Source organism: Bradyrhizobium sp. UFLA06-06 (assembly GCF_054820065.1).
Genome location: NZ_JADFUD010000032.1, coordinates 1 through 26,385 on the forward strand (window position 1 = coordinate 1; position 26,385 = coordinate 26,385).

General features: G+C 65.0%; 22 protein-coding genes. 7 read left to right on the plus strand and 15 right to left on the minus strand.

What is annotated here, in order from left to right; translation table 11 throughout:
* From IF803_RS25190 to IF803_RS25210, 5 genes are all read right to left on the minus strand, one after another.
* On the minus strand, positions 1-316 hold a 316-nt coding region (locus tag IF803_RS25190), incomplete at its 3' end, for an ABC transporter permease subunit (protein WP_461193860.1).
* A complete protein-coding gene (locus tag IF803_RS25195) occupies positions 317-2,251 on the minus strand; it encodes an AMP-dependent synthetase/ligase (protein WP_461193861.1) in 1,935 nt (644 codons plus the stop codon). It abuts the gene before it with no gap.
* The gene (locus tag IF803_RS25200; RefSeq protein WP_461193863.1) at positions 2,251-3,045 is read right to left on the minus strand and encodes an ABC transporter ATP-binding protein; all 795 of its coding nucleotides are present in this window, start codon (positions 3,043-3,045) and stop codon (positions 2,251-2,253) included. The genes IF803_RS25195 and IF803_RS25200 overlap by 1 nt, the downstream gene beginning before the upstream one ends.
* Entirely contained in the window at positions 3,042-3,896 is an 855-nt protein-coding gene (locus IF803_RS25205; protein ID WP_461193864.1) for an ABC transporter ATP-binding protein, read from the minus strand. Before IF803_RS25205 ends, IF803_RS25200 begins: the two co-directional genes overlap by 4 nt.
* A gap of 5 nt (positions 3,897-3,901) precedes the next feature.
* A complete protein-coding gene (locus IF803_RS25210) occupies positions 3,902-5,212 on the minus strand; it encodes a phytoene desaturase family protein (protein WP_461193866.1) in 1,311 nt (436 codons plus the stop codon).
* Between the two features lie 253 nt (positions 5,213-5,465).
* Here IF803_RS25210 and IF803_RS25215 point away from each other — a divergent pair, with 253 nt between their 5' ends.
* The 4 genes from IF803_RS25215 (at position 5,466) to IF803_RS25230 (ending at position 8,907) form a co-directional block, all read left to right on the plus strand.
* Positions 5,466-6,101: a TetR family transcriptional regulator gene (locus IF803_RS25215; RefSeq protein ID WP_461193867.1), complete on the plus strand. Its 636-nt coding sequence runs from the start codon at positions 5,466-5,468 to the stop codon at positions 6,099-6,101.
* Positions 6,102-6,315: 214 nt separating this feature from the next.
* Positions 6,316-6,804 carry a DUF417 family protein gene (locus tag IF803_RS25220; protein WP_461193869.1) on the plus strand — a complete coding sequence of 163 codons (489 nt, stop codon included), beginning with the start codon at positions 6,316-6,318 and terminating at the stop codon, positions 6,802-6,804.
* Positions 6,805-7,330: 526 nt separating this feature from the next.
* Positions 7,331-8,461 carry a serine hydrolase gene (locus IF803_RS25225; RefSeq protein ID WP_461193870.1) on the plus strand — a complete coding sequence of 377 codons (1,131 nt, stop codon included), beginning with the start codon at positions 7,331-7,333 and terminating at the stop codon, positions 8,459-8,461.
* Between the two features lie 131 nt (positions 8,462-8,592).
* The gene (locus IF803_RS25230; protein ID WP_028339587.1) at positions 8,593-8,907 is read left to right on the plus strand and encodes a hypothetical protein; all 315 of its coding nucleotides are present in this window, start codon (positions 8,593-8,595) and stop codon (positions 8,905-8,907) included.
* A 10-nt stretch (positions 8,908-8,917) separates the two neighbouring features.
* Here the strand turns inward: IF803_RS25230 and glgA are convergent, their stop codons facing one another.
* Together glgA and glgC are read right to left on the minus strand one after the other, a co-directional pair.
* On the minus strand, positions 8,918-10,372 hold the full coding sequence (gene glgA, locus IF803_RS25235) for a glycogen synthase GlgA (protein ID WP_461193871.1): 1,455 nt from the start codon (positions 10,370-10,372) through the stop codon (positions 8,918-8,920).
* Complete coding sequence (gene glgC / locus IF803_RS25240) at positions 10,369-11,631, minus strand: glucose-1-phosphate adenylyltransferase (protein WP_026192423.1); 1,263 nt, start codon at positions 11,629-11,631, stop codon at positions 10,369-10,371. The genes glgA and glgC overlap by 4 nt, the downstream gene beginning before the upstream one ends.
* A gap of 246 nt (positions 11,632-11,877) precedes the next feature.
* On the opposite strand from glgC, the gene IF803_RS25245 reads away from it, so the two are divergent.
* Positions 11,878-13,110: a rhodanese-like domain-containing protein gene (locus IF803_RS25245; RefSeq protein WP_461193872.1), complete on the plus strand. Its 1,233-nt coding sequence runs from the start codon at positions 11,878-11,880 to the stop codon at positions 13,108-13,110.
* A gap of 604 nt (positions 13,111-13,714) precedes the next feature.
* Here IF803_RS25245 and IF803_RS25250 read toward each other — a convergent pair.
* From IF803_RS25250 to IF803_RS25260, 3 genes are all read right to left on the minus strand, one after another.
* Positions 13,715-14,710, minus strand: a complete 996-nt coding sequence (locus tag IF803_RS25250; RefSeq protein WP_461193873.1) for an NHL repeat-containing protein — start codon at positions 14,708-14,710, stop codon at positions 13,715-13,717.
* 700 nt (positions 14,711-15,410) lie between these two features.
* The gene (locus IF803_RS25255; RefSeq protein WP_461193874.1) at positions 15,411-16,709 is read right to left on the minus strand and encodes a serine hydrolase domain-containing protein; all 1,299 of its coding nucleotides are present in this window, start codon (positions 16,707-16,709) and stop codon (positions 15,411-15,413) included.
* 107 nt (positions 16,710-16,816) lie between these two features.
* Positions 16,817-18,193 (minus strand): aminotransferase-like domain-containing protein, encoded by a 1,377-nt coding sequence (locus IF803_RS25260; RefSeq protein WP_461193875.1) that lies wholly within the window; start codon positions 18,191-18,193, stop codon positions 16,817-16,819.
* 95 nt (positions 18,194-18,288) lie between these two features.
* Between IF803_RS25260 and IF803_RS25265 the strand changes: the two genes are divergently transcribed.
* On the plus strand, positions 18,289-18,714 hold the full coding sequence (locus IF803_RS25265; protein WP_461193876.1) for a DUF983 domain-containing protein: 426 nt from the start codon (positions 18,289-18,291) through the stop codon (positions 18,712-18,714).
* 197 nt (positions 18,715-18,911) lie between these two features.
* On the opposite strand, the gene IF803_RS25270 is transcribed toward IF803_RS25265, so the two are convergent.
* Positions 18,912-20,111, minus strand: coding sequence for a multidrug effflux MFS transporter (locus tag IF803_RS25270; protein ID WP_461193932.1), 1,200 nt, complete (start codon positions 20,109-20,111; stop codon positions 18,912-18,914).
* 328 nt (positions 20,112-20,439) lie between these two features.
* Between IF803_RS25270 and IF803_RS25275 the strand changes: the two genes are divergently transcribed.
* Positions 20,440-21,774, plus strand: a complete 1,335-nt coding sequence (locus IF803_RS25275; RefSeq protein ID WP_461193877.1) for an MFS transporter — start codon at positions 20,440-20,442, stop codon at positions 21,772-21,774.
* 228 nt (positions 21,775-22,002) lie between these two features.
* Here IF803_RS25275 and IF803_RS25280 read toward each other — a convergent pair whose 3' ends face one another.
* The 4 genes from IF803_RS25280 to IF803_RS25295 form a co-directional block, all read right to left on the minus strand.
* The gene (locus IF803_RS25280) at positions 22,003-22,953 is read right to left on the minus strand and encodes a YiiG family protein (RefSeq protein ID WP_304499027.1); all 951 of its coding nucleotides are present in this window, start codon (positions 22,951-22,953) and stop codon (positions 22,003-22,005) included.
* Positions 22,954-23,132: 179 nt separating this feature from the next.
* Positions 23,133-23,768 (minus strand): aspartate/glutamate racemase family protein, encoded by a 636-nt coding sequence (locus tag IF803_RS25285; RefSeq protein ID WP_304499028.1) that lies wholly within the window; start codon positions 23,766-23,768, stop codon positions 23,133-23,135.
* Positions 23,769-23,931: 163 nt separating this feature from the next.
* Positions 23,932-24,942 carry an amino acid ABC transporter substrate-binding protein gene (locus tag IF803_RS25290; RefSeq protein ID WP_304499029.1) on the minus strand — a complete coding sequence of 337 codons (1,011 nt, stop codon included), beginning with the start codon at positions 24,940-24,942 and terminating at the stop codon, positions 23,932-23,934.
* A gap of 85 nt (positions 24,943-25,027) precedes the next feature.
* Positions 25,028-26,383 carry an aspartate aminotransferase family protein gene (locus tag IF803_RS25295; protein WP_461193880.1) on the minus strand — a complete coding sequence of 452 codons (1,356 nt, stop codon included), beginning with the start codon at positions 26,381-26,383 and terminating at the stop codon, positions 25,028-25,030.
* Positions 26,384-26,385: the final 2 nt, after the last annotated feature.

Sequence of the window (26,385 nt, forward strand, 5' to 3'; positions counted from 1 at the left end):
GGATCACGGCGAGCCCGATCGTCACCATCACGGTCGCGAATACCGGCTCGCCCAGCATCGGCCGCATCACGAGCCGCTCGATGATGAGCCCGAGCAGGATGGCGGCGAGAATCGCGCCCACCGCGACGACGAACACGTTACCGCTGACCGTGGTCGAGATCGTCCAGGCGATGTAGGCCGTGATCATGGTCATTTCGCCCTGTGCGAAATTGACCAGCCCGGTCGACTTGTAGATCACGGCGAAACCCATCGCGATCAGGCCGTAGATCGCGCCGATCGCGAGTCCCGAGATCAGCAGCTGGATCAGATACTGCATTCAGCCCTCCGCCCGGTAGATGATGGCGAGCTCGCGGGCGAACTTCTTCTCGATCATGGCGCGGCGTACCTTCTGGGTGGCGGTCAATTCGCCGTCGTCATGGTCGAGCTCCTTTTCCAGGATGGCGAACCGCCTGATGTTCTCGACCCGGGCGAACCGCTTGTTGGTCTCATTGACGACGCGCTCGACCAGCTCATTCACTTCGGGAAGCTGCGACAGCGATTTGTAGTTGGTGTAGGCGAGCGCCCGGTCGCGTGCCCAGCGGCCGACATTGTCGTAGTCGACCTGGATGATGGCGCCGAGATACTTCTTGGCCTCGCCGACCACGATCGCTTCCTTGATGAACTCGGAATCCTTCAGCGCGTTCTCGATCTCCGACGGCGCGATGTTCTTGCCGCCGGCGGTGATGATGATCGCCTTCTTGCGGTCGACCACGGCGATCTCGCCATTGTCGAGGACATCGATGATGTCGCCGGTGCGCAGCCAGCCGCCGGGTTCCAGCGAGGCGGTCGAGGCTTTCTCGTCGAGGAAGTAGCCCTTGAAGACGCCCGGGTTGCGCAGCAGGATCTCGCCGTCGGTATCACACTTCCATTCGGTCTGCGGCAGCGGCACGCCGCAGCCGCCGATCCGGTGATGGTTTTCGGTCTGGATGAAGGCGACGCCGCCGCTTTCGGTGAGGCCGTAGCCCTGTGATACCGGGCGGCCGATGATGTCGAAGAAGCGCAGCGTCTCCGGCGAGATCGAGGCGCCGGCACAGAGCCGGTGCTGGCTGTAGGCGAAGCCGAGATGGCGCTGCAAATTGCGGAACATCAGGAGATAGAGCACCCCATAAGCCACGCGATCGAGCCAATTATCGTTGCCGGCCTGCCGGCGGTCGGACAGCGTGCGGCCCCAGGCGAGACAGGCCCTGGTGAAGCTCTGGCGCAGGCGGCCGCTCTCGCCGAGGCGGAACAGAAAGCCCTGCTGCAGCTTCTCGTAGATGCGGGGAACGCCGACGAAGAAGGTCGGTGCGATCTCGCGGATGTTGATCGCGACCGTGTCGATCGATTCGGCAAAGGACACGGAGCCGCCGAGCACGAGATGGGTCACCGTGCCGTAGCAGCGCTCCGCGACGTGGCACAGCGGCAGATAGCTCACCGCTTCGAACGGCTTGTCGGCGATCCCGACGGTCCTGGCGTAGGCATAGGCGGCGTAGACGAGATTGCGATGGGTCAGCATCGCGCCCTTGGGCGGACCTGTCGTGCCCGAGGTGTAGACGAGGATGCAGACGTCGTCGGGCGCGCCCTGGCTGATCAGGCGGTCGAGCGTGGCGTCGGCCTCCGGGTTCTGCTGCGCGTAGGCCCTGCCGCGCTCGCACAATGCGGCGAACGACATCAGTTCCGATTGCCGGTAATGCCGCAGGCCCTTCATGTCGATGCAGACGATGGCCTCCAGATCCGGCAGGCCGCCATTGCCCGCCATCGCATCCAGCACCTTGTCGGTCTGCTCCTGGTCGCCGGTGACGACGATGCGGGCACCCGAATGCTTGACGATATATTGCAGCTCGACCCAGGGATTGGTCGGATAGATGCCGACCGCGACCGCGCCGATCATCTGCGCACCAAGATCAGCATAAAACCATTCCGGCGTGTTCTCGCCGGCGATGGCGATCCGGTCGCCCGGCTTGATGCCGAGCGAGAGCAGGCCGAGCGCCACCGCGCGCGCGGTGTCGTAATAGTGGCGCCAGGAATAGGGATTCCAGATGCCGTAGTCCTTCTCGCGCAGCGCCAGCGCTTCGCCGTGCATGGCGGCGCGCTGCCGCAGCAATTGCGGGATGGTGATGGCGGCATCCGCAAGCGCGGTTTGGAACGCGTCGGCCCCGGTTGCCGGCGGATTCCGCGGCGCGCTCGCTTGCCGCGGCGGATGAGCGGTGCGCAGGCTGTCCAGCGTCGACATCACGCGCCCGCCTTTGCCATCGCCTCGGAGCGCTGGCCGCCGAGATAGGCCTCCGCCACCGCCGGATCGCGCCTGATCTCACCAGGTGTACCTTCGGCGATCTTGCGGCCGAAGTTCAGCACATGGACGCGGTCGGAGATGTCCATCACGATGCGCATCTCGTGCTCGATCATCACGACGGTGATGCCGAGCTCGTCGCGGATGTCGAGCACGAAGCGCGCGATGTCCTCGGTCTCCTCCTGGTTCATGCCGGAGACCATCTCGTCGAGCAGCAACAGCTTCGGCTCGCAGGCCAGCGCGCGGGCGAGCTCGACGCGCTTTTGCTGGCCGTAGGACAGCGTGCCGACCACGGCGTCCCTGATGTGCTCGATCTCGAGGAATTCGATGATGTGTTCGACACGCTGCCGTGCCGCGATTTCCTCCTTGCGGGTACGCCCGTAAAACCACACCGCATCGAGCACGGTCGAGCGCAGATGGGTGTGGCGGCCGGTCAGGATGTTCTCGACCACGGTGCCGTGCTTGAACAGCGCGAGATTTTGGAAGGTGCGGCCGATACCGACCGCGGCGAATTTCCACGGCGAGATCGTTGAGAGGTCGATGCCGTCGAAGCTGATGCGGCCGCCGCTCGGCCGCAGCACGCCCGAGATCATGTTGAACAGCGTGGTCTTGCCGGCGCCGTTCGGACCGATCACGCTGCAAATCTCGCCGGGCGCGACGCGCAGGCTGACATCGGCGACTGCCTGCAGGCCGCCGAAGCGCTTTGAGAGGTTTTCGACTGTGAGCAGCGCGGTCACGACAGCCACCGCTTGCGGCGCTTGTAATGCTTGACGTCGCGCAGGCTCTTGCGGCCGGCGGAGGAGACGCCGAGATAGAATTCCTGGACGTCCTCGTTGGCGGTGAGCCTCGCTGCCGTGCCGTCGAGCACGACGCGGCCGGTCTCCAGGATGTAGCCGTAGTCGGCGATATCGAGTGCGCGCTGCGCGTTCTGCTCGACCAGCAGCACCGTCATCTTCAGTTCGTCGCGCAGCCGGACGATCACCTCGTAGATGCGGTCGATGATCAGCGGCGCGAGGCCGAGCGACGGCTCGTCGAGCGCCAGCAGCACGGGATCGGTCATCAACGCGCGGCCGATCGCGAGCATCTGCTGCTCGCCGCCGGACATGTAGCCGGCGATCTGGTCGCGCCGCTCATATAGCCGCGGAAACAGCGCGAACACCTTGTCGCGGCGCTCGTGCGCCTCGGCGCTGGTCCTGGTGTAGCCGCCCATTTGCAGGTTCTCGTCGATGGTGAGTGCCGCGAACACGCGGCGGCCCTCCGGCACCTGCACGATGCCGCGGCGGACCAGCTCGTCCGGCGCAAGGCGATGCACCTCGTCATTGCGGAAGCGGATGCTGCCGTTCTCGATCACGCCTTCCTCGGTATGGAGGATGCCGGACATCGCCTTCAGCAGCGTCGACTTGCCGGCGCCGTTGGAGCCGAGCAGGGCGACGATGCTGCCCTCGGGCACCGCGATCGAGACGTCGCGGATCGCCTCGATCGCATTGTCGTAGACGATCCGGATGTTGCGGAATTCGAGCAGGCAATCCTGCGCCGGCATGGCCTCTGGCGCTGCTTGCGGCATCGGATGCGGGATGGTCGTCGGCATCGTGCTCAGACCCGGCCGGCCGATAAGCGCGGCCGCGCGGCGAGGATCGCATCGGTGACGAGCTTCGCGGTCTCGGCGCAGGCCTGGGTGCCGCCATTGCCATATTGCTTCACCGCGTCGCCGACGCACCACAGGCCCTCGATGCCGGTCTCGCGCGGCAGATCGTAGCCGGCGCAGCTGCGTTGTGCCGGCCAGTCGTCGCGCATCACCCGGATCGAGAGGATTTTGGCCTGGTCGAAATTCGCGAACTGCTCGCGCAGATCCTCGAGCGCGAGCGCGACCTCCGCGTCGGCATCGAAATCGCCGAGTGCGGGCACCGGCACGGCATAGGCGACGTAGAGGTGCCAGCCGGGCAGCGCCAATTCCGGACAGGTGGCGGAGAGGTTCGCCATGTTGCAGAGCCGGCGCGTCTTGCCGAAGGTGACGATGCCGGGATGATTGATCAGCGGCTCGCGGCTCGCGACATTGATGACGATGTTGGCGGCTGGGCGCAGGTCGTTCTTCACCCGGGCGATATAATCCGCCGGGAACGCCTCGCTGCCGGCAAGCGCGACCGTGGCCTTTGGCCCGGCATTGCTGATCACGAGATCGGTGTCGATCCGCACCCGCTCGCCGTTCCTGAGCACGGTGACGCCCTCGACGCGGCCGTTGGCGGTGTGGATCGTCGTCGCCGGCGTTCCGAGCCAGATGTCGCCATTGCGCCTGACAGCGTTGCCGAGACTATTCCAGACGCCGATCGTGCCCTGCGGGCAGAAGCCGAATTTCTTGAAGGCGCCCTTGCTGGTGAAATAAGTGAGGAAGGCGCGCGCTGGCAGCTCGGCGGCGTTGCAGGCGAAGATTGCCGCGCAGAGATTGCGGAACAGCGCGTGCACCGTGGCGTTGCTGGTGTAGCCCTTCAGCCAGTCTTCGGTCGATTGCCGCCCGTCGGGCAGGTTGCCGGAGCGGGCGTCGGCGAATTTCTCCAGGATGCGCGAGGCTTGCTTGGTCAGTTGGCCGAGCAGCAGCGACCAGCCGCCGCGGCCGACATCGATCACCTTGCCGTCGATGAAGAACGAGCTCGCGGGCTCCGGCGCGCGGATGTCGAGCGGGGCGCCGACGGTGTGGAAGGTTTCCTCGAACACGCCACCGAACTCGATCGCGATCGCCCCGATATTGACCTTGAAGCCGTCGATCTCCTCGGTCGAGGCGCGGCCGCCGAGCCGGTCCTTGTCGTCGACGACGAGCGTGTGCAACCCGCCATGGGCAAGGCGCGCCGCGGCGCACAGCCCGCCGGCACCGGCTCCGATCACGACAGCATCGATCCTCTGAGAATCCACGCGCAACCTCCCGCGATGCCGCCGGGTTGGTCCCGGCGTGCGCAATCCGCTTGCTTGACGGAAGGCAGTCTAATATAATCCGACCGGTCGTTCAAATTATTTTTTTTGACGCAGGTCGCGTCATCGTGGGCGATCGAAGAGTTCTGGTGGATGGTGCCCGCAAAGGGGAGGAGAGCGTGCGGCGTCGGTAGTATAGAGAGACGGCAGTCGCCCGATTCCGGCGGCGCCGATGGTGCATGAGAGAGAGACGGCAATGGCGCGGACGCGCTCAGAGAATTACGACGAGATTCAGCGGAACATTCTCACCACCGCCTGCGGCCTGTTCGCGCGGCAGGGCTATATGCGTGCCTCGATCGCCGACCTTGCGGATGCCTGCAAGCTGTCGCGCGGCGCGCTGTACCATTATTTCGATTCCAAGGAAGCGATCCTGTTCGCGATCCTCGACGCCCATATCCGCGAGATGATCACCGACGTCGAGGCCGCGATGGCCGCGAAGGCGACGACGCTGGAGCAGTTCCGCGCCGCGATCCAGGCCATCGTCGCGCTGAATGCGCGTTCGAGCGACGAGCAGCGCGTGATCCTCAACGATCTCTCGTTCCTCGGCGAGACCGAGCAGGATGCGATCAAGGCGCTGGAGCGCCAGCTCGTCGACACGGTCTCGGATCTGCTGGTCAAGCTCGACAAGGAAGGCAAGATCGTCAAGCGGACCAAGAAAATCTACAGCATGATGCTGTTCGGCATCCTGAACTTCAGCCACACCTGGTACGATCCGAAGGGTGGGATCGATCCAGGGGAGTTCGCCGACATGGTGGTGGACCTGTTCCTGTACGGCTTCACCATGCCGGTGCCGGCAAAGGACGCCGCGCGGCCGCTCCGCCAGCGCGCCTGAGGCCGACGCGGCGCGCTCTGCGGCTGCGCGCCGATGATATCTCTCGCAGCGAGATATCTCTCGCATCGATTATTCCTCGTCTCGTCTGCACATCATCGTGAAGGCCGAGACGTTGTCCCGCGCGTAACGCGCGCGCGGCGCGCTGCGTAGACCAGCCGACAAGCACCGCAACAGCGGCCAATGGTGGCATCGCAGCGAGGGAAGAAACATCCGCATGAATCTGTCGTTCAACATCGCCGAACAGGGCGAGGGGTCTTATCGAGCGCTCGCGATCCTGCGCTGGGTCATGGTCGTGATCTTCGTGTCGTTCGGCATGCAGAAATTCACGCTGCAATCGGCGCAAGGCATCGCGCAGTTCATCAGCAACAGCCCGTTCATCTCGTGGCTGTCGGTGTTCGGCCTCCGGGGCGAGGCCTATGTGCTCGGGGTGGCCGAGTTCGGCATTGCGGCGCTGCTCGTCGCCGGCGCGTTCAGCCCGCTTCTCTCGGCGATCGGCTCGCTGATGGGCGTCATCACCTTCGCGGTGACGTGGTCGTTCTTCTTCACGACGCCGGGGGTGGTCAAATGGAGCCTGTCGACCGATCCGATGGCCTGGAACCTGGCCGGCGAGTTCCTGTTCAAGGACATCGTGCTGCTCTGCGTCTGCCTCGTGCTGCTGTTGGCGTCGTTGCCGCGGTCGATCGTCCGCTCGCGCGCCACATAGCTCTCGCGCGGCGCGATCGATGGTTAATCGACGTTTAACGAGGCATCGCGCGCATCCGGCATCTGGAACAGGACAAAACGTCGCGGACGACCGTGTCTTGAAAATCGAATCCAATCGGCTTATGCAACCTTCGATTGACGAATTGTTGCTAGGAAGAAACGTCCCCGGTTGGGAGCGGAATGTGACGAAGTCAGAAATATCCTTGGCCCGATCGGCAAGCGCCGATCTTGCGTTTTCGTCGAAGCCCACTCCCGTCATTTTCAAACGTCCCGCATTTTTTAGTTCGATTGCAGTTCCCGCACCGTGGCTGGAGTGGGAGGGCGGTCGCGATCGCGGCTTCCGGAAGTGACCACCGGAACAGCGATCGGGCCGCCCCGTCCCCAGTCGGGATGGTAACGGCGCAAGACGCGTAATCGTGAATTCGGACGCATCGGTTCCACCGCTAGGATCGTGATGTCGCCATCTCTCGATGGTGAACAGACTCGCTCGCGGGTCACATCGCAACATCGTCCTGATTTCGTTCTTCATGAGACAATGGCTCACCGTCCGGATCGCGGCCGTCCTGCTCGTCGTCGCTGTTAGCGCGCTTGGGATGGCGCGCGCGGATTCCGACATGGATGCGCAGATCAGGGACATCGTCACGACGGAACTCGCGCCGACCGCGACTGCGGCCGACCCAGGCGGCCTCGCCGCGGCGGTCTATGCCGGCGGCCGGGTCACCTTCTTCAACTACGGTTTCGCTGACGCAGCGGCGAAGCGGCCGGTTACCCCGGACACGCTGTTCAATCTCGCCTCGTTGCGCAAGCTGTTCGAGGCGACGCTGGTCGCGCTCGGCACGGAACGCGGCGAATTGCGGCTGGACGATCCCGTCAACAAATATCTGCCCGAATTGCACGGGGACTACGTCAGCCGCGTTACCATCGGCGAGCTCGTCAATCATACGTCCGGGCTGCTGCTGCCGACCGATCATCCGCCATGGCCGGTCGGGACCTTCAGCCGTGATCAGTTCATCGCGATGCTCAATGCATGGACGCCACCGGCAGGAGAGCAGCCGGGCAAGCAGCGCATCTACAGCCATGCCGGCTATGTTTTGCTGCAACTGGTATTGGAGCGGCGCTATAACATGCCGATCGCGACGTTGATCGGGAGCCGAATCCTCAAGCCGCTCGGCATGACGTCGACCTTCGTTCCGGACCGCAGCGGAGACGACCGCGTGGGGATGGCGCCCGAGATGATGCAGCGTGTGGTTCAGGGCTATTCCCACGACGGCACGGCGATCGGTCAGCCCGGCAATCAGCAGCGCTATTATGATTTTCCAGGCACCGGCCAGATGTTCTCAACAGCGCGCGATCTCGGCACATTGCTGGGTGCCTGCCTCGACGGCGCGGTGATCGATCCCGAATTGCGCGCGGCGTTGCAGATGACCGAGCGGGAGAGTTTTCGCGTCGACGAGAAGTTCGGCCAGGCGATGGCGTGGGAGCATGTGCGGCTGGACGGCGTCACCGTGATCGACAAGCCGGGCGGTCTCAATAACGCCTCAGCCTATGTCGGGCTGGTGCCTGCGCGCAGGCTCGGCATCGTGCTGCTCGCCAATCGCGGCGACTATCCGCACGAGATCGCGCGCTACAGAATTTTGCCGGCGCTCGCGCGACTCTAGTCGCAGGACGTGCCAGTCCAATGACACGGCCTGCGCGGCAGGGCAGGGGATGCATGCAAAAATCGCGATGGCGCGGAACCGTGATCGGCTGTATAAGCCGATAGCTTCTTCTCCATTTTGAAGAGGCTGATATGACCGATCTGTATCCTGATTTGCACAATTGGCTTTCGCAACAGCCCCATGGGTTGCGAACCTTCAGGACCTTCCAGCAAAAACTCGAGATCCTCGGCAGGGACGACCCGGAGCAACGCGGCGTTTGCCGGTTGCTGAGCGGTCTCGTCGGCAATTACGTCGAAACTTTCGACGAGGAGCCGCTGCCCGTCGCGGTCGCCGACCGCGCCTATGGCCGGCTGCTCGATCTCGTCGCAAGCCTTGATCTCAAGGGAAATCCTGACCGGCGCCTGGCCGACATCAACCGCGTCGCGTCCTGCGATCTCCTGAATTGATCGCGGCGGTTTAGCGCCGCGTCGTCGCGAGCTCGCGATAGAGGGCGGCGTAGCGGCCGGCGCGATTGTGCCAGGACACATCGGTGGCCATGCCGGCTTGCTGCAGCCGGCGCCACGTCACCTTGTCGTTGAACAGCAGGTTTGCCTTGCGCAAGCCATGGGCAAGCGCATCCGAGGTCACGGGTGCGAACTTGACGCCGGTCGGCGCATCGCCGGTGATCGCGACGTCGTCGAAGTCGAGCACGGTGTCGGCAAGGCCACCGACATTGGCGACAACAGGGACCGCGCCGTAGCGCAGCGCGCACAGCTGGGTGAGGCCGCACGGCTCGAAGCGCGACGGCACCGCGAGCGCGTCCGCGCCGGCCTGGATCAGATGCGCCAGCGCCTCGTCGTAGCCGATCACGACCGCGATCCGTCCGGGATTGTCGTGCGCCAGCGCGGCGTAGCGATCCTGCAGGTCGCGATCGCCGCTGCCGAGCAGCGCAAGCTGAATGCCTTCGCTAAGCAGCGTCGGGATGTTCTCGAGCAGAAGGTCAAGGCCCTTCTGCCATGACAGCCGGCTGATGACGCCGAGCAGCATCGCATCCGGCGCCGGATCGAGCCCGAAGCGCCGCTGCAGCGCCGCCTTGTTGGTAGCGCGCTCCGCCGGCCGCTCGGCGCTGAAGCGCGCCGCGATGTCGGGATCGGTGGCCGGATTCCACACTGATATGTCGATGCCGTTGAGGATGCCGCTCAGCACGTCGGCGCGTTCGCGCAAGAGGCCGCCGAGCCCCATGCCGCCCTCGTCGCTTTGAATCTCCCGCGCATAGGTCGGCGACACCGTGGTGATGCGGTCGGCGAATTGCAGGCCGGCCTTCAACAGGCTGATGGTGCCGTAATATTCGACGCCGTGCAGCGCGTAGGATTCGCTCGGCAGGCCGAACGCGGCGAGCATGTCCGGCGAGAACTGGCCCTGATAGGCGAGGTTGTGCACGGTCATCACCGTGCCCGGCCGCGGTTGCCCGGCATAATGCAGGAGGGCGGGTGCGAGGCCCGCCTGCCAGTCATGCGCATGCACGATGTCGGGGACGAAGGAGGTGATCGCGCCCTGGCCGATCTCCGCCGCCATCCGCGACAGCGCGGCAAAGCGGATGCCGTTGTCCGGCCAGTCGCGTCCGTCCGGACCGACATAGGGATTGCCGGGCCGCCCATAGAGATGCGGCGCGTCGAGCGCAAACAGATCGAGGCCGTCATGCGTGCCGCCGAGCACGCGGATCGGCCCGCCGTAGAATTCCGGCCAGTGCAGCAGCGTCTCCGCCGAAGCCAGCGCCTTGAGCACGTCGGGATAGCCGGGCACCAGCGTCCGCGTCGTGACGCCGTACTGCTTCAGCGCCGCCGGCAGCGCACCGACCACGTCGGCGAGGCCGCCGGTCTTGATGATCGGGTAGACTTCCGAAGCGACCGCGAGGACGCGCAGTTGCGTCATGTCTCGAGCCTGTCGATCATCGCCTGCGTGATCAGCGTAATCCCGTTCTCGGTGGTGCGGAAGCGCTTGCCGTCGAATGCGGGATCCTCGCCGACCACGAGCCCTTCCGGAATCCGTACGCCGCGATCGATCACGACGTTTCTGAGCCGCGCTCCGCGGCCGACATTCACATAGGGCATGATCACCGCATTCTCGACATTGGCGTAGGAATTGACGTGGACGCCGGTGAACAGCAGCGAGCGTCGCAGCGACGCGCCCGAGATGATGCAGGCGCCCGAGACCAGCGAGGTGACCGCCTGGCCGCGGCGGCCTTCCTCATCGTGGACGAACTTGGCCGGCGGTGTGATCTCGGCATAGGTCCAGATCGGCCATGATCGATCGTAGAGGTCGAGCTCGGGCACCACGTCGGTGAGATCGATGTTGGCGCCCCAATAGGCGTCGACGGTGCCGGCGTCGCGCCAGTAGGCGCGCGGATCGTCGCCGGAACGGACGCAGGAATCGTTGAACTGGTGCGCGATCGCGCGGCCGTGCTTCACGATATAGGGGATGATGTCCTTGCCGAAATCGTGCGCCGAGTTCGGGTCGGCGGCATCGCGGCGCAATTCGTCGAACAGGAATTCCGAATTGAAGACATAGATACCCATGCTGGCCAGCGACTTGTCGGGCTTGCCGGGCATCGGTGGCGGATCGGCCGGCTTCTCGAGGAACGACTGGATCAGGCCGGTCTCGTCGATATGCATGATGCCGAAGCCGGAGGATTCCGCGCGCGGCATCTCGAGGCAGCCGACCGTGACGTCGGCGCCGCTCTCGACATGCTGCTTCAGCATGATCTCGTAGTCCATCTTGTAGACATGGTCGCCGGCCAGCACCAGAATGTACTTGGTGCCGTGCGCCTCGATGATGTCGATGTTCTGATACACCGCATCCGCCGTGCCGACATACCACATCGTCTCGGAGACGCGCTGGCTTGCGGGCAGGATATCGAAACTCTCGTTCCGTTCCGGACGGAAGAAGTTCCAGCCTCCCTGCAGATGCCGGATCAGGCTGTGCGCCTTGTACTGGGTCGCCACCGCGATGCGGCGGATGCCGGAGTTCACAGCATTGGAGAGCGCGAAATCGATGATGCGGGATTTGCCGCCGAAATACACCGCCGGCTTGGCGCGCCTGTCGGTGAGCTCCTGAAGTCTGCTGCCGCGTCCGCCGGCCAGCACGAAAGCGAGGGCGTGACGCGACAATGGTTCATTTCCGACTGATCTCATGGTCATCCTCCCAGAACTTCAGGCGCGGCCCCGCTGCCTTCTCTTGTCCGGAAGGCCTGATCGGGCGCCAACGGGGCCGATTGGGAACGTAGCAAGTGCATCCCGGTTGAGCAAAGCGGATGGCGAGCTTTCGTTCCCCGAACCCGGTCTCCCGGAGATCGGGGTTGCGGGCCGGTTAAAGCTATTGACGAGGCGCGATTTCGGCCTAGAGCAAGCCTGCCCGTTTCCTGCCGAGGCCAGCATTCCATGACACTTGTTTCCGTCACGCCCCAGAACATCCGCGCAACGCTGCTGCTGCGCCGGGAGATCGCGCTGCTCGACGTCAGGCATGAAGCGGAATTCGCCACCGGCCATCCGCTGTTCGCCGCCAACATGGCGGCCGGCCGGATCGCGCTCGAAGCCGAGCTGCGACTGCCGCGCAAGGACGTGCCGATCGTCCTTTACGACAACGGCGAGGGGCTGGTCGTCGCCGCGGCCGACCAGTTGCGGGCGCTGGGCTATAGCGACGTTGCTGCGCTTGCGGGCGGCTTGCAGGGCTGGAAGGCGGCCGGTTACGAGGTGTTCGAGGACGTCAATTCCTACGCCAAGGCGTTCGGCGAGCTGGTCGAGTCGCGCAGGCACACGCCGTCGCTGAGCGCCGACGAGGTCGCCGCGCTGATCTCGGACAAGGCCAACATCGCGATCCTCGACGTCCGCCGCTTCGACGAATACGCCACCATGAACATCCCGGGCTCGGTCAGCGTGCCCGGCGCCGAGCTGGTGCTGCGCGCCGGCGGCGCGGCGCCGGATCCCGACACCACCATCATCGTCAACTGCGCCGGCCGCACCCGCTCGATCATCGGCACGCAATCCCTGATCAATGCCGGACTGCCCAACAAGGTGCGGGCGCTGCGCAACGGCACGATCGGCTGGACGCTGGTGAAGTACGATCTCGAGCACGGCGCCGGCAAGCGCGGCAGCATCGGTCCGTTCGAGGGCGCGGGCGACAATGCGCGCGACGTCGCCTATCGCGCCGGCGTTCGCCACATCGGGATCGATGAACTCGCCGCGCTGGACGAGGATGCGCAGCGCACGCTGTATCGCTTCGACGTGCGCGATGCCGAGGAATACACGGCCGGTCACCTTGCCGGCTTCCGCCACTATGCCGGCGGCCAGCTGGTGCAGGAAATCGACATGGCCGCGCCCGTGCGCGGCGCGCGCATCGTGCTGAGCGACGACAAAGGCATTCGCGCCGACATGACGGCGTCCTGGCTCGCGCAGATGGGCTGGGAGGTCTGTGTGCTCGACGGCGGCTATGACGGCCGGCTCGAAGTCGGGCCGCCGCGTATCGTGCCGCGGCCCGATCCCGCGCACCGCTACCGGCGACCCTATGAAGGCACCGGCGTCGCGGAAAAGGCGATGCAGGCCTATCTCGATTGGGAGTACGGCCTCGTCGAGCAGCTGCGCCGCGACGGCACGCATGGGTTCTATGTGATCTAGCGGATGACGTGATGACGGCGGTGCGACCGCATCGGTCGGTGCCGAGCCGCAGGGGCGCACTGCCAAAATATCGAAAACAACCCCATGCAAAGGAGCCGGTGGCTGCCGGCGGACACGGCAACTTGACTCGTCGGGCAAATCAGCGGCACTCTTCCATTATTCAGAAATTGTGATATGAGTCCGGGGCTCCTCCAACACGTCGTCCCTGCCTGGTGCGCAATTGCGCACGGGAGCAGGGACCCATACGCCGCGGCGGATCTTGTTGAAGGGGACTCGTCGTTCCAGCATCGCCCAACAATCGGCATTTGTGGTTATGGGTCCCTGCTTTCGCAGGGACGACGATGAGGATGGTTCTCGATAAGGCGTCACACCACGCGGTGTCATCACCCGCGCATGCGCATGGGTGATCCAGTATTCCAGAGACGTCTGTGCTTGAGGCGAAGGGCCGCGGCCCATCCCCGTCATTGCGAGCCACCCGGTCGGCGCGAAGCGCCGCCGGATGACAGGCTCCGCGAAGCAATCCATCGCTACCGCATACGCGGCCAGATGGATTGCTTCGTCGCTATCGCTCCTCGCAATGACGCGGCTAAGTATATGTCCGCCGCTATTTCGGCAGCGCGATCGGCGTCAGCTTGAACGGGCCGGGGTCCTTGCCCTTGTTGTCGCCGATCACGTAGGACAGCTTGCCCTCGGCGACCCAGCCGACATCGCCGACCTGCGTCACCGAGACCGGTTCGGCGAGGCCATCCTTGATGGTGTCGACGGTGGCCTCGCTGCCCTTCACGGTGACCTTGTCGAGCTTGCCGTTGCCCTCGATCAGCAGGAAGCCGCCGCCATGCGCCCGCAGCGCGTCGGCGTGGTCGAGCGGCCGCGATGGCTTCAGCTCGGTCACGGCGCCGGCCTTGCCGTCCTTCACCTCGATCTTGAACAGCTTGGCCGGAATGAAGGTCGTGACGTAAAGATTGCCGTCGGCGCCGATCGCGATGCCGTCGAGCCCGACGCCGTCCTTGGCGGGCGCGAGCTGCGGATCGGTCGCGAACGTCGCCAGCGCCGTGCCGCCCGGCTTCAGGCTGTAGACGAACGGCGCAAAGGAATCGCTCACATAGGCGGTGCCGTCCGCACCGACCACGATGTCGTTGCAGAACGATTTCGGATCGCTCAAGGCAAAGCTGCCCTTTGGCGCGCCGCTCTTGAGATCGAAGGTTTTCAGCCAGGCGCCCTTAACGTCGCTTGGCCCCGCAACGCCCATCGCGCTGATGTCGTTGGAGCAGACATAGAGCGTGCCGCTCTTCTCGTCGGCGAGGACGCCGAGCGTCGAGCGGCTGTCGGCGGCGCCCGGCTTGACCAGTTGCTCGGCCTTGCCGCCCGAGATCTTCGTCACGCCGCCATGGTTGAAGCTGCCGACGTAAAACGTCCCGTCGGAGGTCGAGGTCACGCTCTCCGGAAAACTCTTGTCGGGAACGCCGACCGGAGCGGTTTCGGCGCGCACTGCGCCGGCAGCACCGAGCGCAAGGACGATGGCCGCTAGCGATGCGCGGCGGATCTTGAGCAGTTCTCCCGTTGCGCGCGGACGTCCCGCGTCGCCATTGTTCTTTATCATGATCGCGTTTCCTCAATGAACCTGGTTGGACCAGGCAGGATTTTCTCGGCGATCGTCTCCGGTCGATGGTTGTTGTCTGCAGGGTTCCCGACCGGATTGTTCACCCGCCTGCCTTGTCGTCTCGATATATACGATAGTATATAGCGTGAGGGAAGCTGCGTTGACGTCATGGAACGAGAGCTGGCATCGCGCCAGCAATGCGTGTGCGTTCGCCTGCGACGAATGCACCGCGACCCTGATCGCGGATGCAGCACGGCGCAGGCAGGAGATGGTTCGGCGGAAGTCGTGAGGCGGGATACTTCCGGTTCCGTCATTGCGAGCGAAGCAATCCACCTATCCGCCAATGCGTGGATAGATGCAACAATGTCAGTGTCGTCCCTGCCTAGTGCGCGATTGCGCACGGGAGCAGGGACTCATAACCACCGATGGTGATTATCTTGCGCTGCTGGAACGACGAGTCCCGTTCACAACATCCGCTGCGGAGTATGGGTCCCTGCTTTCGCAGGGACGACAGCGGTGTGTGCCGCCGAGCGTCTGTGCGTTTCGCCGGCGTCCGATCACCTCACGCCAGATGGTTGACCTTCGCCACCCAGGCGCGGATGTGTGCCTCATAGGCCTGGGATTGCTTCGTCGCTTCAGCGTAAAATTGCTTTGCAATTTTATCGCGAGCTCCTTGCAATGACGAAGTTGCTGCGGGATTTCAATCCGGGCTGAAGGCGTCGTAGACTAGCTTGCGGAACGCGGGCGTGATGCGCTGGCGCTCGTTCTGGGTCTGCTCGAGCATGATGTAGATCATGTCGAGCTTCGGATCGACGCCGAAATAGGTGCCGCTGCCGCTGTCCCATTTCAACTCGCCGATCGAGCCTGGCGGTGGTGGCTTGGCGATGCCGGGATCGGTGCGCACGGCAATGCCGTAGCCATAGCCAAAGCCGTCGCCGGGGAAGTACCAGTAGTCGCGGCCGACGCCGGAGCCAGGCCCGATATGGTCCGTCGTCATGGCCTTGAAGGCTGCGGGGCTGAGATAGCGCTTGCCGTCGAGCTCGCCGCCATTGAGCAGCATCTGCGCGAAGCGCGCATAGTCGAGGATGGTCGATACCAGGCCGCCGCCGCCGGATTCCCACTCCGGATGCGCGCGCCGGTCATTCTCTCCCTCGATCAGGATCGTGTCCGAGGGCAGCGGCTCCGCCAGCCGCGTCCGTTCGGTCTCGGCGTCGAGCACGTATGTGGTGTCGTTCATCCCCAGGGGATCGAAGATGCGCTGCTTCTCGAACTGATAGAGCGTCTTGCCCGAGACGATCTCGATCACCCGGCCGAGCACGTCGGTGGAATGACCGTAACGCCACAGCGTGCCGGGCTGCCGCGACAGCGGCAGCTTGGCCAGCCGAGCAACGAATTCCTTGTTGTCGAACTTGCCGTCGAACAGATGCCCTGCGCGGTAGATCTTCTGGATCCAGTCGGCGCCGATATATTCGTAGGTGATACCCGAAGTGTGCCGCATGATATCTTCAATGGTCACCGGCCGGATCGGCGGCACCAGCTCCACCTTGGCCGGATCGTTCCCGCCATCCGGTTCGATCGCGACCTTCACGTCGGCGAAGGCCGGGATGTATTTCGACAGCGGATCCTGCGGCGACAATTTGCCCTCGTCGACCAGCATCATCGCCGCGGTGTTGGTGATCGGCTTGGTCATCGAATGCAGCGCGAACATCGTGTCCGGCCGCATCGGCGATTTGGTCGTGACGTCGCGATAGCCGAAGGTCTTCAGATAGACCGGCTTGCCGTGCTGCTGGATCAGGATGACTGCGCCCGGAATTTTTCCTGTCGCAACCTCGTTGTCAAAGAACGCGGTGATGCGTTCGAGTTTCTCCGGTGCCGGGGCAGGGGCATCGGAGGCGCGCGCCGCGTCCGATATGACAATCGCAAGACAACCGATCGCGGTCACTGCCCCGCGAAGCGTCAGCACAGCACGGTGGACTGCCCGGTCATATCCGCATGACATTGAAAAGCCTGCCCCTGCCTGATGCCCTGAGCGCAGAGTTTTAGCGGCGCGCGCTCCCGCGCACCATGATCATTTTGGAGCGAGTTTATTCCCGGCGATGGCCGAAATTATACGATTTGGGTAGCGCCGACGGGCGTGCGCACCGCATTCGACAGCACCTGCAGCGCCTGGCTCAGTTCGGCGCGGTTGCGCGCGGCGCCCAGCGACACGCGCAGGCCGCGCGGCGCGGCTTCGCCCGCCGCAAAGGCGTCTTCGCCGACCACGGCGAGGCCGTTGCGCATCAGATGCGACAACAGGTCCGTGCCGTCGAAATGCTTCGGCAGTGGCATCCAGAGATGGTGGCTCGCCGGCCGCGCCGCATAGCTGACGCCCTTGAGGAAGCGGGCCGCAAGCTGCTGGCGCGCGGCCGCCTCGTTGCGGATGGCGCGGATGATGTCGGCGGCGACGCCGGAGCGCATCCATTGTGTGACCAGCGCGACCATCAGCGACGGCGGCATCTGCATGGTAGCCTGCATGCCGGCGCGCATGCGCTGCTCGGCACTCGCATCGGGCGCCAGGAGATAGGCGACGCGCAGGGCCGGCGCGATGCATTTTGCGATGCTCGCGGCGTAGTAGGTGCGCTCCGGAACGAGGGTTGCGATCGGCGCCATTTGCGGTTCGAGCGGCCCGTAGACGTCGTCCTCGATCAGGACGCAGCCGCGCTTGCTGATAATATCGGCGATCGCCTTGCGTCTGATCGCGCTCATCGTCGCGGTGGTCGGGTTTTGCTGCGTCGGCACCAGATAGACCGCCTTCGGCTTGTGCTTGCGGCAGGCCTCGTCGAGCGCCTCGGGCCGCGCGCCCTCGGCGTCCATCGCAACCCCGACCAGGCGGACATCGAGCCGCGCTGCCGCGGCCTTGATGCCGGGAAACGTCAACGCCTCCGTCACCACGACATCGCCCGGCGATGTCAGCGCCAGCAGCGCGTTGAAGATGATCGCCTGCGAACCCGGATAGATCACGATGCGGTCGGCCGCCGCCTGCGGCACGCGCGGCGCGAGCCACCCGGCGCCGGCCTCGCGCTCCGCAGTGGTGCCGCCGGGACGCGCATAGCCGAGATAGGCGGAGAACCCGGCTTCGGAGCGGATGGTCGCAAGACCCTGCGCGATGCGCAGGTCGAGATTGGCTTCGACCGGCTGCGGCGGCAGGTTCATCGACAGGTCGATGTTGACGGGCGCTGGCAGGTCGGAGGCGGCGCGCGCGGTGGTCTCCGAGACGAATGTGCCCTGGCCGACACGGGCGTCGAGCAGTCCGCGCCGCCGCGCCTCGCCATAGGCCCGCGTCACCGTGGTGAGATCGATATCGAGCGCCGAGGCCAGCGCGCGATGGGTCGGCAGCCGCTGGCCGCGGACCAGCCGGCCGCTCGCGATGTCGGCGGCCAGCGCGTCGACGATGCGCAGGAACATCGGGCCGTGCCATTCCGAAACTGTAGGGATCCAGTCCATGCAATCCGACGCTTTGTCTTTGATTGTATGTGTTAGATTGCATATTGTATGGATCATGAGATCAGGTCAAGGACAACGGCCAAAGGAAAACGACGATGACCGAGACGGTTTCCCTGCCAAAGGCGATGTGGCGCGGCTTCACCATGAAGTGCCCGAACTGCGGGCGCGGCCATCTGTTCGGCCGTTTCCTCAAGGTTGCCGATCACTGTGAAGTCTGCAGCGAGGACTTCACCCCGCAGCGCGCCGACGATTTCCCGGCCTATCTCGTGATCGTCGTGGTCGGCCACGTCGTGGTGCCGGCGCTGCTCTGGCTCGAGATGAACTACGCGCCGCCGGCCTGGCTGCAACTGGCGATCTGGCTGCCGGTGACGTTGTTCAGCGCGCTCGCGCTGCTGCAGCCGACCAAGGGCGCGATCGTGGGGCTGCAGTGGCAGCTCGGGATGGAGGGATTTGCGGCGACGCGGCGTGTCGCCGCTCCGGCGCGGGCGCGAAGTGCCGCCGGACGGACTCGCGAAGCCTGACGCGGGTTCCGGACTTGTAGCCCGGATGAGCGAAGCGATATCCGGGAGCAGTGGTCCCGCATATCGCTGCGCTCATGCGGGCTACAGTGATGCAACCAGTCAGAATTGTAGCCCGGATGGAGCGAAGCGCAATCCGGGGTTCGTGCGGCAGGCGATACCGTCCCGGATTGCGCTGCGCTCCATCCGGGCTACGAAGATCAAATCGGATGATGATGCGGCCGGAACATCCGGCCCTTCTCCGTCACCAAGACGACGGCGAGCGCGGCCAGCGTGCAGAGGAAGAAGCCGGTCGCGAACGGCAGCAAGGTGCCGTCGTAATCCTGGCCGATCGTGATGCCGACGCCGATCCCGAGCAACGTCGTGATGGTGCCGTACAGCGATGACGCAGTGCCGGCGATCTTGCCCTGCGGCTCCATCGCGAGCGCCGTGAAATTCGCCATCATCAGCCCGAACGCGAACATCATCAGGCACGACAGCACCATGAACAGCGGCAGCGACAGCGTGTCGGTCTTCACCGCCAGCAGCAGGGCGCCTGCGACAACGGCAAAGCCGGTCAGCGCGGCGTGCGAGATCACCCGCATGCCGATGCGGCCGACGATGCGCGAATTGAGGAATCCGGCGATCGCGACGCCGACCGCGCAGGTCGCGAAGGCGACCGGGAAGTAATGCCCGAGCTTGAAGATCTCGGTGAAGATCTGCTGCGAGGAGAACACGAAGGCAAACAGCGAGCCCTGCACGCCGCCGGCGGCGAGCGCGTAGCCGAACGTCTGGCGGTTTGTGATGGTCTGACGGAACGCGGACAAGACCTCCGGGATCGCCAACGACTTGCGCAGCTCCCTGGGCAGCGTCTCCGGCATCCGCATCGCGCTCCAGGCCAGCGCGATCACGCCATAGATCATCAGCAGCACGAAGATGCCGCGCCAGTGCGTCAGCAGCATCACCGCCTGGCCGAATGACGGCGCGATCACCGGCACCGCAATGAACACCATCATCGCGAGCGACATCACGCTCGCCATCCGCCGTCCGGCATAGCAGTCGCGCACGATCGAGGTCGCGATCACGCGGGTCGCCGCGGTGCCGAGCCCTTGCAGCGCGCGCGCCAGCAGCAGCGTCTCGAACGAGGGCGCCATGATCGCGAGCAGGCCGGCGATGGTGTAGACGGTCATGCCGCCGAGCAGCACCGGGCGGCGGCCGAAGCGGTCCGACAGCGGGCCCATCACGAACTGACCAACGCCGAAGCCGACCAGGAAGATCGACAGCACCATCTGCGGGCGGTTGGCGTCGGCGATCTGGAACGCGGAACGGATGTTCGGCAGCGCCGGCAGCATCATGTCCATCGCCAGCGGGTTCAGCGCCATGATCGAGGCGATGACGACGACGAATTCGGGAAAGCCCATCGGGCGGTGGCCTGAAGAAACCCAGGCATCGGCATTGATGTCAGACACTTAGCAACCTCTTGGGAATCCTCGCATCGTAGCGATCTTGCTGCGATGCACAATCGGCGTTTCGGGATGGCTGCCCGCCGATGGCGGTCGAGGTAGCGGGGTCGGGAACCGGGGCCAAAGCACAATTGGTCGATTATCGTTGCGGCTGCAACTATTTTGCTCGTGGCGCGCGGAAACCTCTGCTAATCCCGGGGCCAGCATCCGTGCGGGCAGGCGCATCGCCGCCGATCACGCCCGCGCGGCCAAGAACAGGTTCAGAACGGGTTTTGGGGAGGCCATAATGTCCATCGAACTGTCCGCGCGCTCGCGCGGCGCCGAACTGTCGGATGAGGAGCGCAAGGTCCTCACCGCGACGCTCGTCGGCACCACCATCGAGTGGTACGACTTCTTCGTCTACGCCCAGGCGGCGGGCCTGGTGTTCGGCGCGCTGTTCTTCGCGCCGATGAACGCGAACAATCCGCTGCTGGCGCAGATCGTGTCGTTCGCGACGCTCGGCTTGTCATTCCTGTTCCGCCCGTTAGGGGCCATCGTCTGCGGCCATCTCGGCGACCGCTTCGGGCGCAAGAACATGCTCGTCGTCACGCTGCTGTTGATGGGGGCTGCGACCGCGCTGGTCGGCCTGCTGCCGACCTATGCGCAGATCGGCGCCTGGGCTCCGGCGCTCCTCATTCTCCTACGCATCCTGCAGGGCTTCTCGGCCGGCGGCGAGTGGGGCGGCGCGGCGCTGATGTCGGTGGAATCGGCTCCCGTCGACAAGCGCAGCTTCTTCGGCTCGTTCCCGCAGGTCGGCACGCCGCTCGGCATGATCCTGGCGACCGGCGTGCTGTGGGTGCTCACCGCGACGCTCGGCAAGCAGGCGATGATCGAGTGGGGCTGGCGGATTCCGTTCCTGCTGTCGATCGTGCTGATCGTCGTCGGCATCGTGATCCGCCGCACGGTCGAAGAGTCTCCGGTGTTCAAAGCGATGCAGCGGCGGCACAAGGAATCCTCCGCGCCGCTGCGCGACCTGATGCGCAATCACAGCAAGGAGATTTTGCGCACGGCCTTGATCTTCATGGCCAACAATGCGGCCGGCTACATCCTGATCGCGTTCATCATCAGCTACGGCACCAACACGCTGAAGATGCCGTCCGAGCAGCTGCTGCTGATCGGCACGCTCGCGGCGGTGAGCTGGTTCATCTTCACGCTGCTCGGCGGCATCCTCGGCGACAAGATCGGCCGCGTGCGCTGCTTCCAGATCGGCTACACCCTGATGGTGCTGTGGGCGGTGCCGATGTGGTTCTTGATCGACAGCAAGAATCTGCTGCTGTTCTTCGTCAGCGCCGTCGGCCTCACCATCGCGCTCGGCCTGTCCTACGGCCCGCAGGCGGCGCTCTATGCCGAGCTGTTTCCAGCCAAGGTGCGCTATTCCGGCGTCTCGATCGGCTATGCGCTCGGCGCCATTCTCGGCGGCGCCTTCGCGCCGATGATCGCGCAGTGGATCATCGGCACCTACGGCCAGTCCTGGCGCGTCGGCATCTACATCGCGGTGCTCTCGCTGATCTCGCTGATCACGGTGTCGACGATTAGGGATCCGCAGGGCATCGATCTGAACGTGCACGACGCGGGGGCGTGAGCGGCCTGACGAAGATTGGCGGCTCCGTCATTGCGAGGAGCTCGCGACAAAATTGCGAAGCAATTTTGCGCTGAAGCGACGAAGCAATCCATTATCCGCATATGCGGAGCGATGGATTGCTTCGCGGAGCCTGTCATCCGGCGGCGCTTCGCGCCGACCGGGTGGCTCGCAATGACGGGAAGCATCGCCTGCCATTCCGGCACCGCACCGCACTGTCGGCGCGGTCATTCAGATGCGGGCGCCGCGGTTGTAGCCGTCGACGAGCTGATTGTAGTCGCGCATCAGCCGCGCCGGCGATCCTTCCACCATCCAGCCGGCGCCGGCATTGCTCAGCATCATCTTTTCGCCGGAGCTGTAGGGCACCTTGTCGCGAACGCGGCGCATGAGCTGCTTCGCCGTGGTGAGGAATGATTTGGCGCTGCCGATGAACATCGAGCCGAGCTTGGCGTCGCCGTCCTTGCCCGAGGCCTCGTCCATTGCCTTCACCGTGACCTCATACTCGTTGAGCGCCTGGGTTATCGCGTCGAGGTTGGGTTTGTCGGCCTGCTGCGCGCGAAGCACGCGTTTGGCCTGGATCATCAGGGCCTCGACATAGTAGTGCGACTTGCGGCCTTCGCTGGCCTCGATCGCGGCCAGTTGCTCGGCGGCGCGCTTGTCATTGATGGCCTCGACGCCGGCGCGCAGCGCCTTGTCGGCGCCGGCAAACGCATCCCAGGCCGCGACCAGGCGCGGATGCAGCGCCTTGCCCTTGGCCATCCTGTCGTCCTTGTAATTTTCCTGGGTGTAGTAGTCGTCCGCCTCCTTCAACAGCGGCTCAAGCGTGGTGACGGCTGCAACATACGTGTTCGCGGCGGCTTCAAGCTCGGCGTCGTGCGGGTCCGCTGCATTGGCAGCCGCGACGCTCGTCTTGCAGTCGGACGTGTCGTAGATCGTGTACGTTCCGTAGATGATCCGTTCCTTGCCGGTGGGACCGTTCTTGGCGGCCCAGGAAAAGTAGCGTTCGCGGGATTCGTACGAGCGCGCCGAGAGACGGTTGATGCACCCGACATAGGCGTTCAGCTTGTGCGTCAGTTGCGCGGAGGAGGCGCTGGCCGACGACGCAGGCGGGGCCTGTTGCGCGGCGGCAGGTTCGAGGAAAGCAACGATGGCCGCAATCGCAAGGAAAGGGGTATTTCGCATCGGTAGTTTGCCCTCGTCTCGGCCGGAAATTGGCCGCCTCAGCCTGGAAAGCTTATGTGACGGCAGAAGGAGACGTCACACGAGTCTCCGCCGAGGCCGCGAGGCACACTATCGATCAACTTGTTTGTCGGCTACGGGCCAGAAGCCACTACCGCCGAACCCGGCGATCATGGACGCGCCTAGCTGATTCCCAGCATCGCCTTCAGCTTCTTGACCGCGCTGTCGGGTGTCGTCAGCACCTCGCGGCCAGTGACTTCAGCGACGCGCTCGGCCGCCGGGGCCATGCTGTACTGGGCGAGCGCGATCAGGTCGCAGTCGCGCAGCTCCTTGGACGCCTCGACCACGATGCGGTCATGCTCGGCGCGGTCGCCGCGGTCGAGCGCGGCCAGCGCGCCCTCGGCAAGCTTCGGCACCAGCGTGACCCGCGACGGGAATTCCGGCGGCATCGAGACCAGCGTCGGCGGAAAGGTCGAGAGCAGGCCGATCCGCTGGCCCTTCGCCACCGCCTGTTCGATCATCGCCTCGTTCGGCTTCAGCACCGGCATCGGCGCGTGCTCGCGCGCCACCGCCTCGATGCACGGCCCGAACGCCGAGCAGGTGAACAGAATGCCATTGGCGCCGGTGCCGACGGCATAGCGGCCCATGGTCAGAAACCGCTCGGTCATGCGCTCGTCAAGCTTGCCGTCGCGCGCGAGGTCCGCCGACAGGCTGTCGTCGAGCAGGTTCATCAGCCGCGCCTCCGGCCAATGCCGTGCGAATGATGCCTCGATCGGCACGATCGAGTGTTTCAGGGCGTGAATCAGCGTGATGCGCATCGATGTTTCTTGCTCTCCCTCTCCCCGCTCTTTCGCGGGGAGAGGGTTGGGGTGAGGGGCTCTATCGTCGTAACAGGTGAGAGGAGGGTATGCGGAGGCTCCCCCTCACCCGGATTGCTTCGCAATCCGACCTCTCCCCGCAGGCGGGGCGAGGTAACTTCGTTCACTTGAACGGAATCGCGTACATCAACCCGCCCTTGCTCCAGGTGGCGTTGAGGCCGCGCTCGAGCTTCAGCGGGCTTGCCTTGCCGACATTGCGCTCGAAGATCTCGCCGTAATTGCCGCCGGACTTGATGGCGGCGACCAGCCATTTGTTGTCGAGCCCGAGGCGCGAGCCGAGATCGCCCGACGCGCCGAGCAGGCGCTGGATCGCCGGGACCTGTGACTTCGCCATCTCGTCGGCATTGGCCTGGGTGACGCCGAGCTCTTCGGCCTCGATCAGGCCGTAATGCAGCCAGGTGATGATGTCGCTCCAGACCTCGTCGCCGTTGCGGGTGAACGGGCCGAGCGGCTCCTTGCTGATGGTCTGCGGCAGCACGACATAGTCATCGGCCTTCGGGGCTGCGGTCGCGACCGCGCCGGCGAGCGCGGAAGCATCCTGGGTCATGGCATCGCAGCGGCCGCCGAAGAAGGTCTGGTACATGGTGTCGACGCGGTCGAACACCAGCGGCTTCCAGTCGATGCCGTTGGCGCGGCCGTAGTCGCCGAGCGTCACTTCATGCGTGGTGCCCTGGGCGACGCACACCGTGGCGCCCTTGAGGTCCTTCAGCTCCTTCACGCCGAGGTCCTTCTTCACGACAAAGCCTTGACCGTCGTAGAAATTGACCGGTCCCTGCCGCAGCCCGAGCGTGGTGCCGCGCAGAAAGGTCTGCGTCGAGTTGCGGTAGAGCACGTCGATCTCGCCCGACTGCAGCGCGGTGAAGCGGTTCTGCGCGGTCAGCGCGACGTAGCGCACCTTGGCGGGATCGCCGAGCACGCCGGCGGCAAGCGCACGGCAATAGTCGACGTCGAGGCCCTTGAAGTTGCCTTGCGAGTCCGGCGCCGAGAAGCCGGCAAAGCCGGTCGAAACGCCGCACACCAGCGTGCCGCGCTGCTTGACGGTGTCGAGCGTCGCCGCGTTTGCGCCCGCGATGCCCGCGGCGAGAACGGTTAGAGTGATGATACCCCTCAGCATGTCTTCCTCCTCCTAACGTTTGAGCATGACCCCTGCGCAAACGCTTCGCGTTTGTCGCGGGAAAACCGGTGCTCACTTTTCCGGATCATGCTCCGTGACCAACATCCTTCAACGCGCTGTCTACCGCAGCGCCGAGCCGTTCGACGATCATGTCGATGTCGCCCGAAGTCGCGATATAGGGCGGGGCGAGCAGCACGTGATCGCCGCGCTGGCCGTCGGCGGTGCCTCCCGACGGATAGCAGCCGAGCCCGCCGGCGAAGGCCGCGGACTTGATCCGCTGATGCAGCTTCAGCTTGGGATCGAACGGCTGCCGCGTGGCACGGTCGGCGACCAGCTCGATACCCCAGAACAGGCCGCGGCCCCTGATGTCGCCGACATGACGGTGATTGCCGAACCGTTCGGTGAGCCGCTGCTCGAGCTGACGGCCGCGCTCCTTGACCTGGTCGAGCAGCTTCTCCTCAGCGATCACCTTCTGCACCTCGAGCGCAGCGGCGCAGGCGAGCGGATGCGCCAGATAAGTGTGGCCGTGCTGGAATGCGCCGGAGCCGTTGCGTACCGTGTCGACGATCGTGCCGCTGGCCAGCATCGCGCCGATCGGCTGATAGCCGCCGCCGAGGCCCTTGGCGACCGCCTGGATGTCGGGCGAGATGCCTTCCTGCTCCCAAGCGTGCAGCGTGCCGGTGCGGCCCATGCCGCACATCACCTCGTCGAGGATCAGAAGCGCACCGTGGCGGTTGCAGATCTCGCGCACCGCCTTGAAGTAACCCTCCGGCGCCGGCACGCAGCCGGCGGTGGCGCCGACCACGGGCTCGGCGATGAACGCCGCGACCGTATCGGGGCCGAGCCGCTGGAATTCGGCCTCGAGCTCGGCGGCTAGCCGCGCCACGAACGTCGCCTCCGATTCATCGTCGCGCTTCTCGTGATAGGCGAAGGCCGGCGTGACATGGCTGAACGAGGGCGACAGCAGCGGCGCGTAGGGCTCTCGGCGCCAGGCATTGCCGCCGGCCGACAGCGCGCCGAGCGTATTGCCGTGATAGCTCTGGCGGCGCGCGATGAAGCGGGCGCGCTTCGGCTCGCCGCGCTCGATGAAATATTGCCGCGCCAGCTTGATCGAGGCCTCGATCGCTTCCGACCCGCCGCTGACGAAATAGACATAGCCGAGGCCGCCGGGTTCGTGGCCGACCAGCCGCTCGGCGAGCTCTTCCGCAGGCTCGGAGGAGAAGAAGCCGGTATGTGCATAGGCAATCTTCGAGGCCTGCTTGCCGATCGCGGCAAGGATCCGTGGATGCTGATGGCCGAGGCATGACACCGCGGCGCCGCCGGAGGAATCCAGAATGCGGTGGCCATCCTCCGCGATCAGCCAGACGCCATCGCCGCCGATTGCCTTCGGCGGGGTTTCGCGCAGGCTGCGATGCATCACGCGGCTCTTGTTGGCTGCCATGA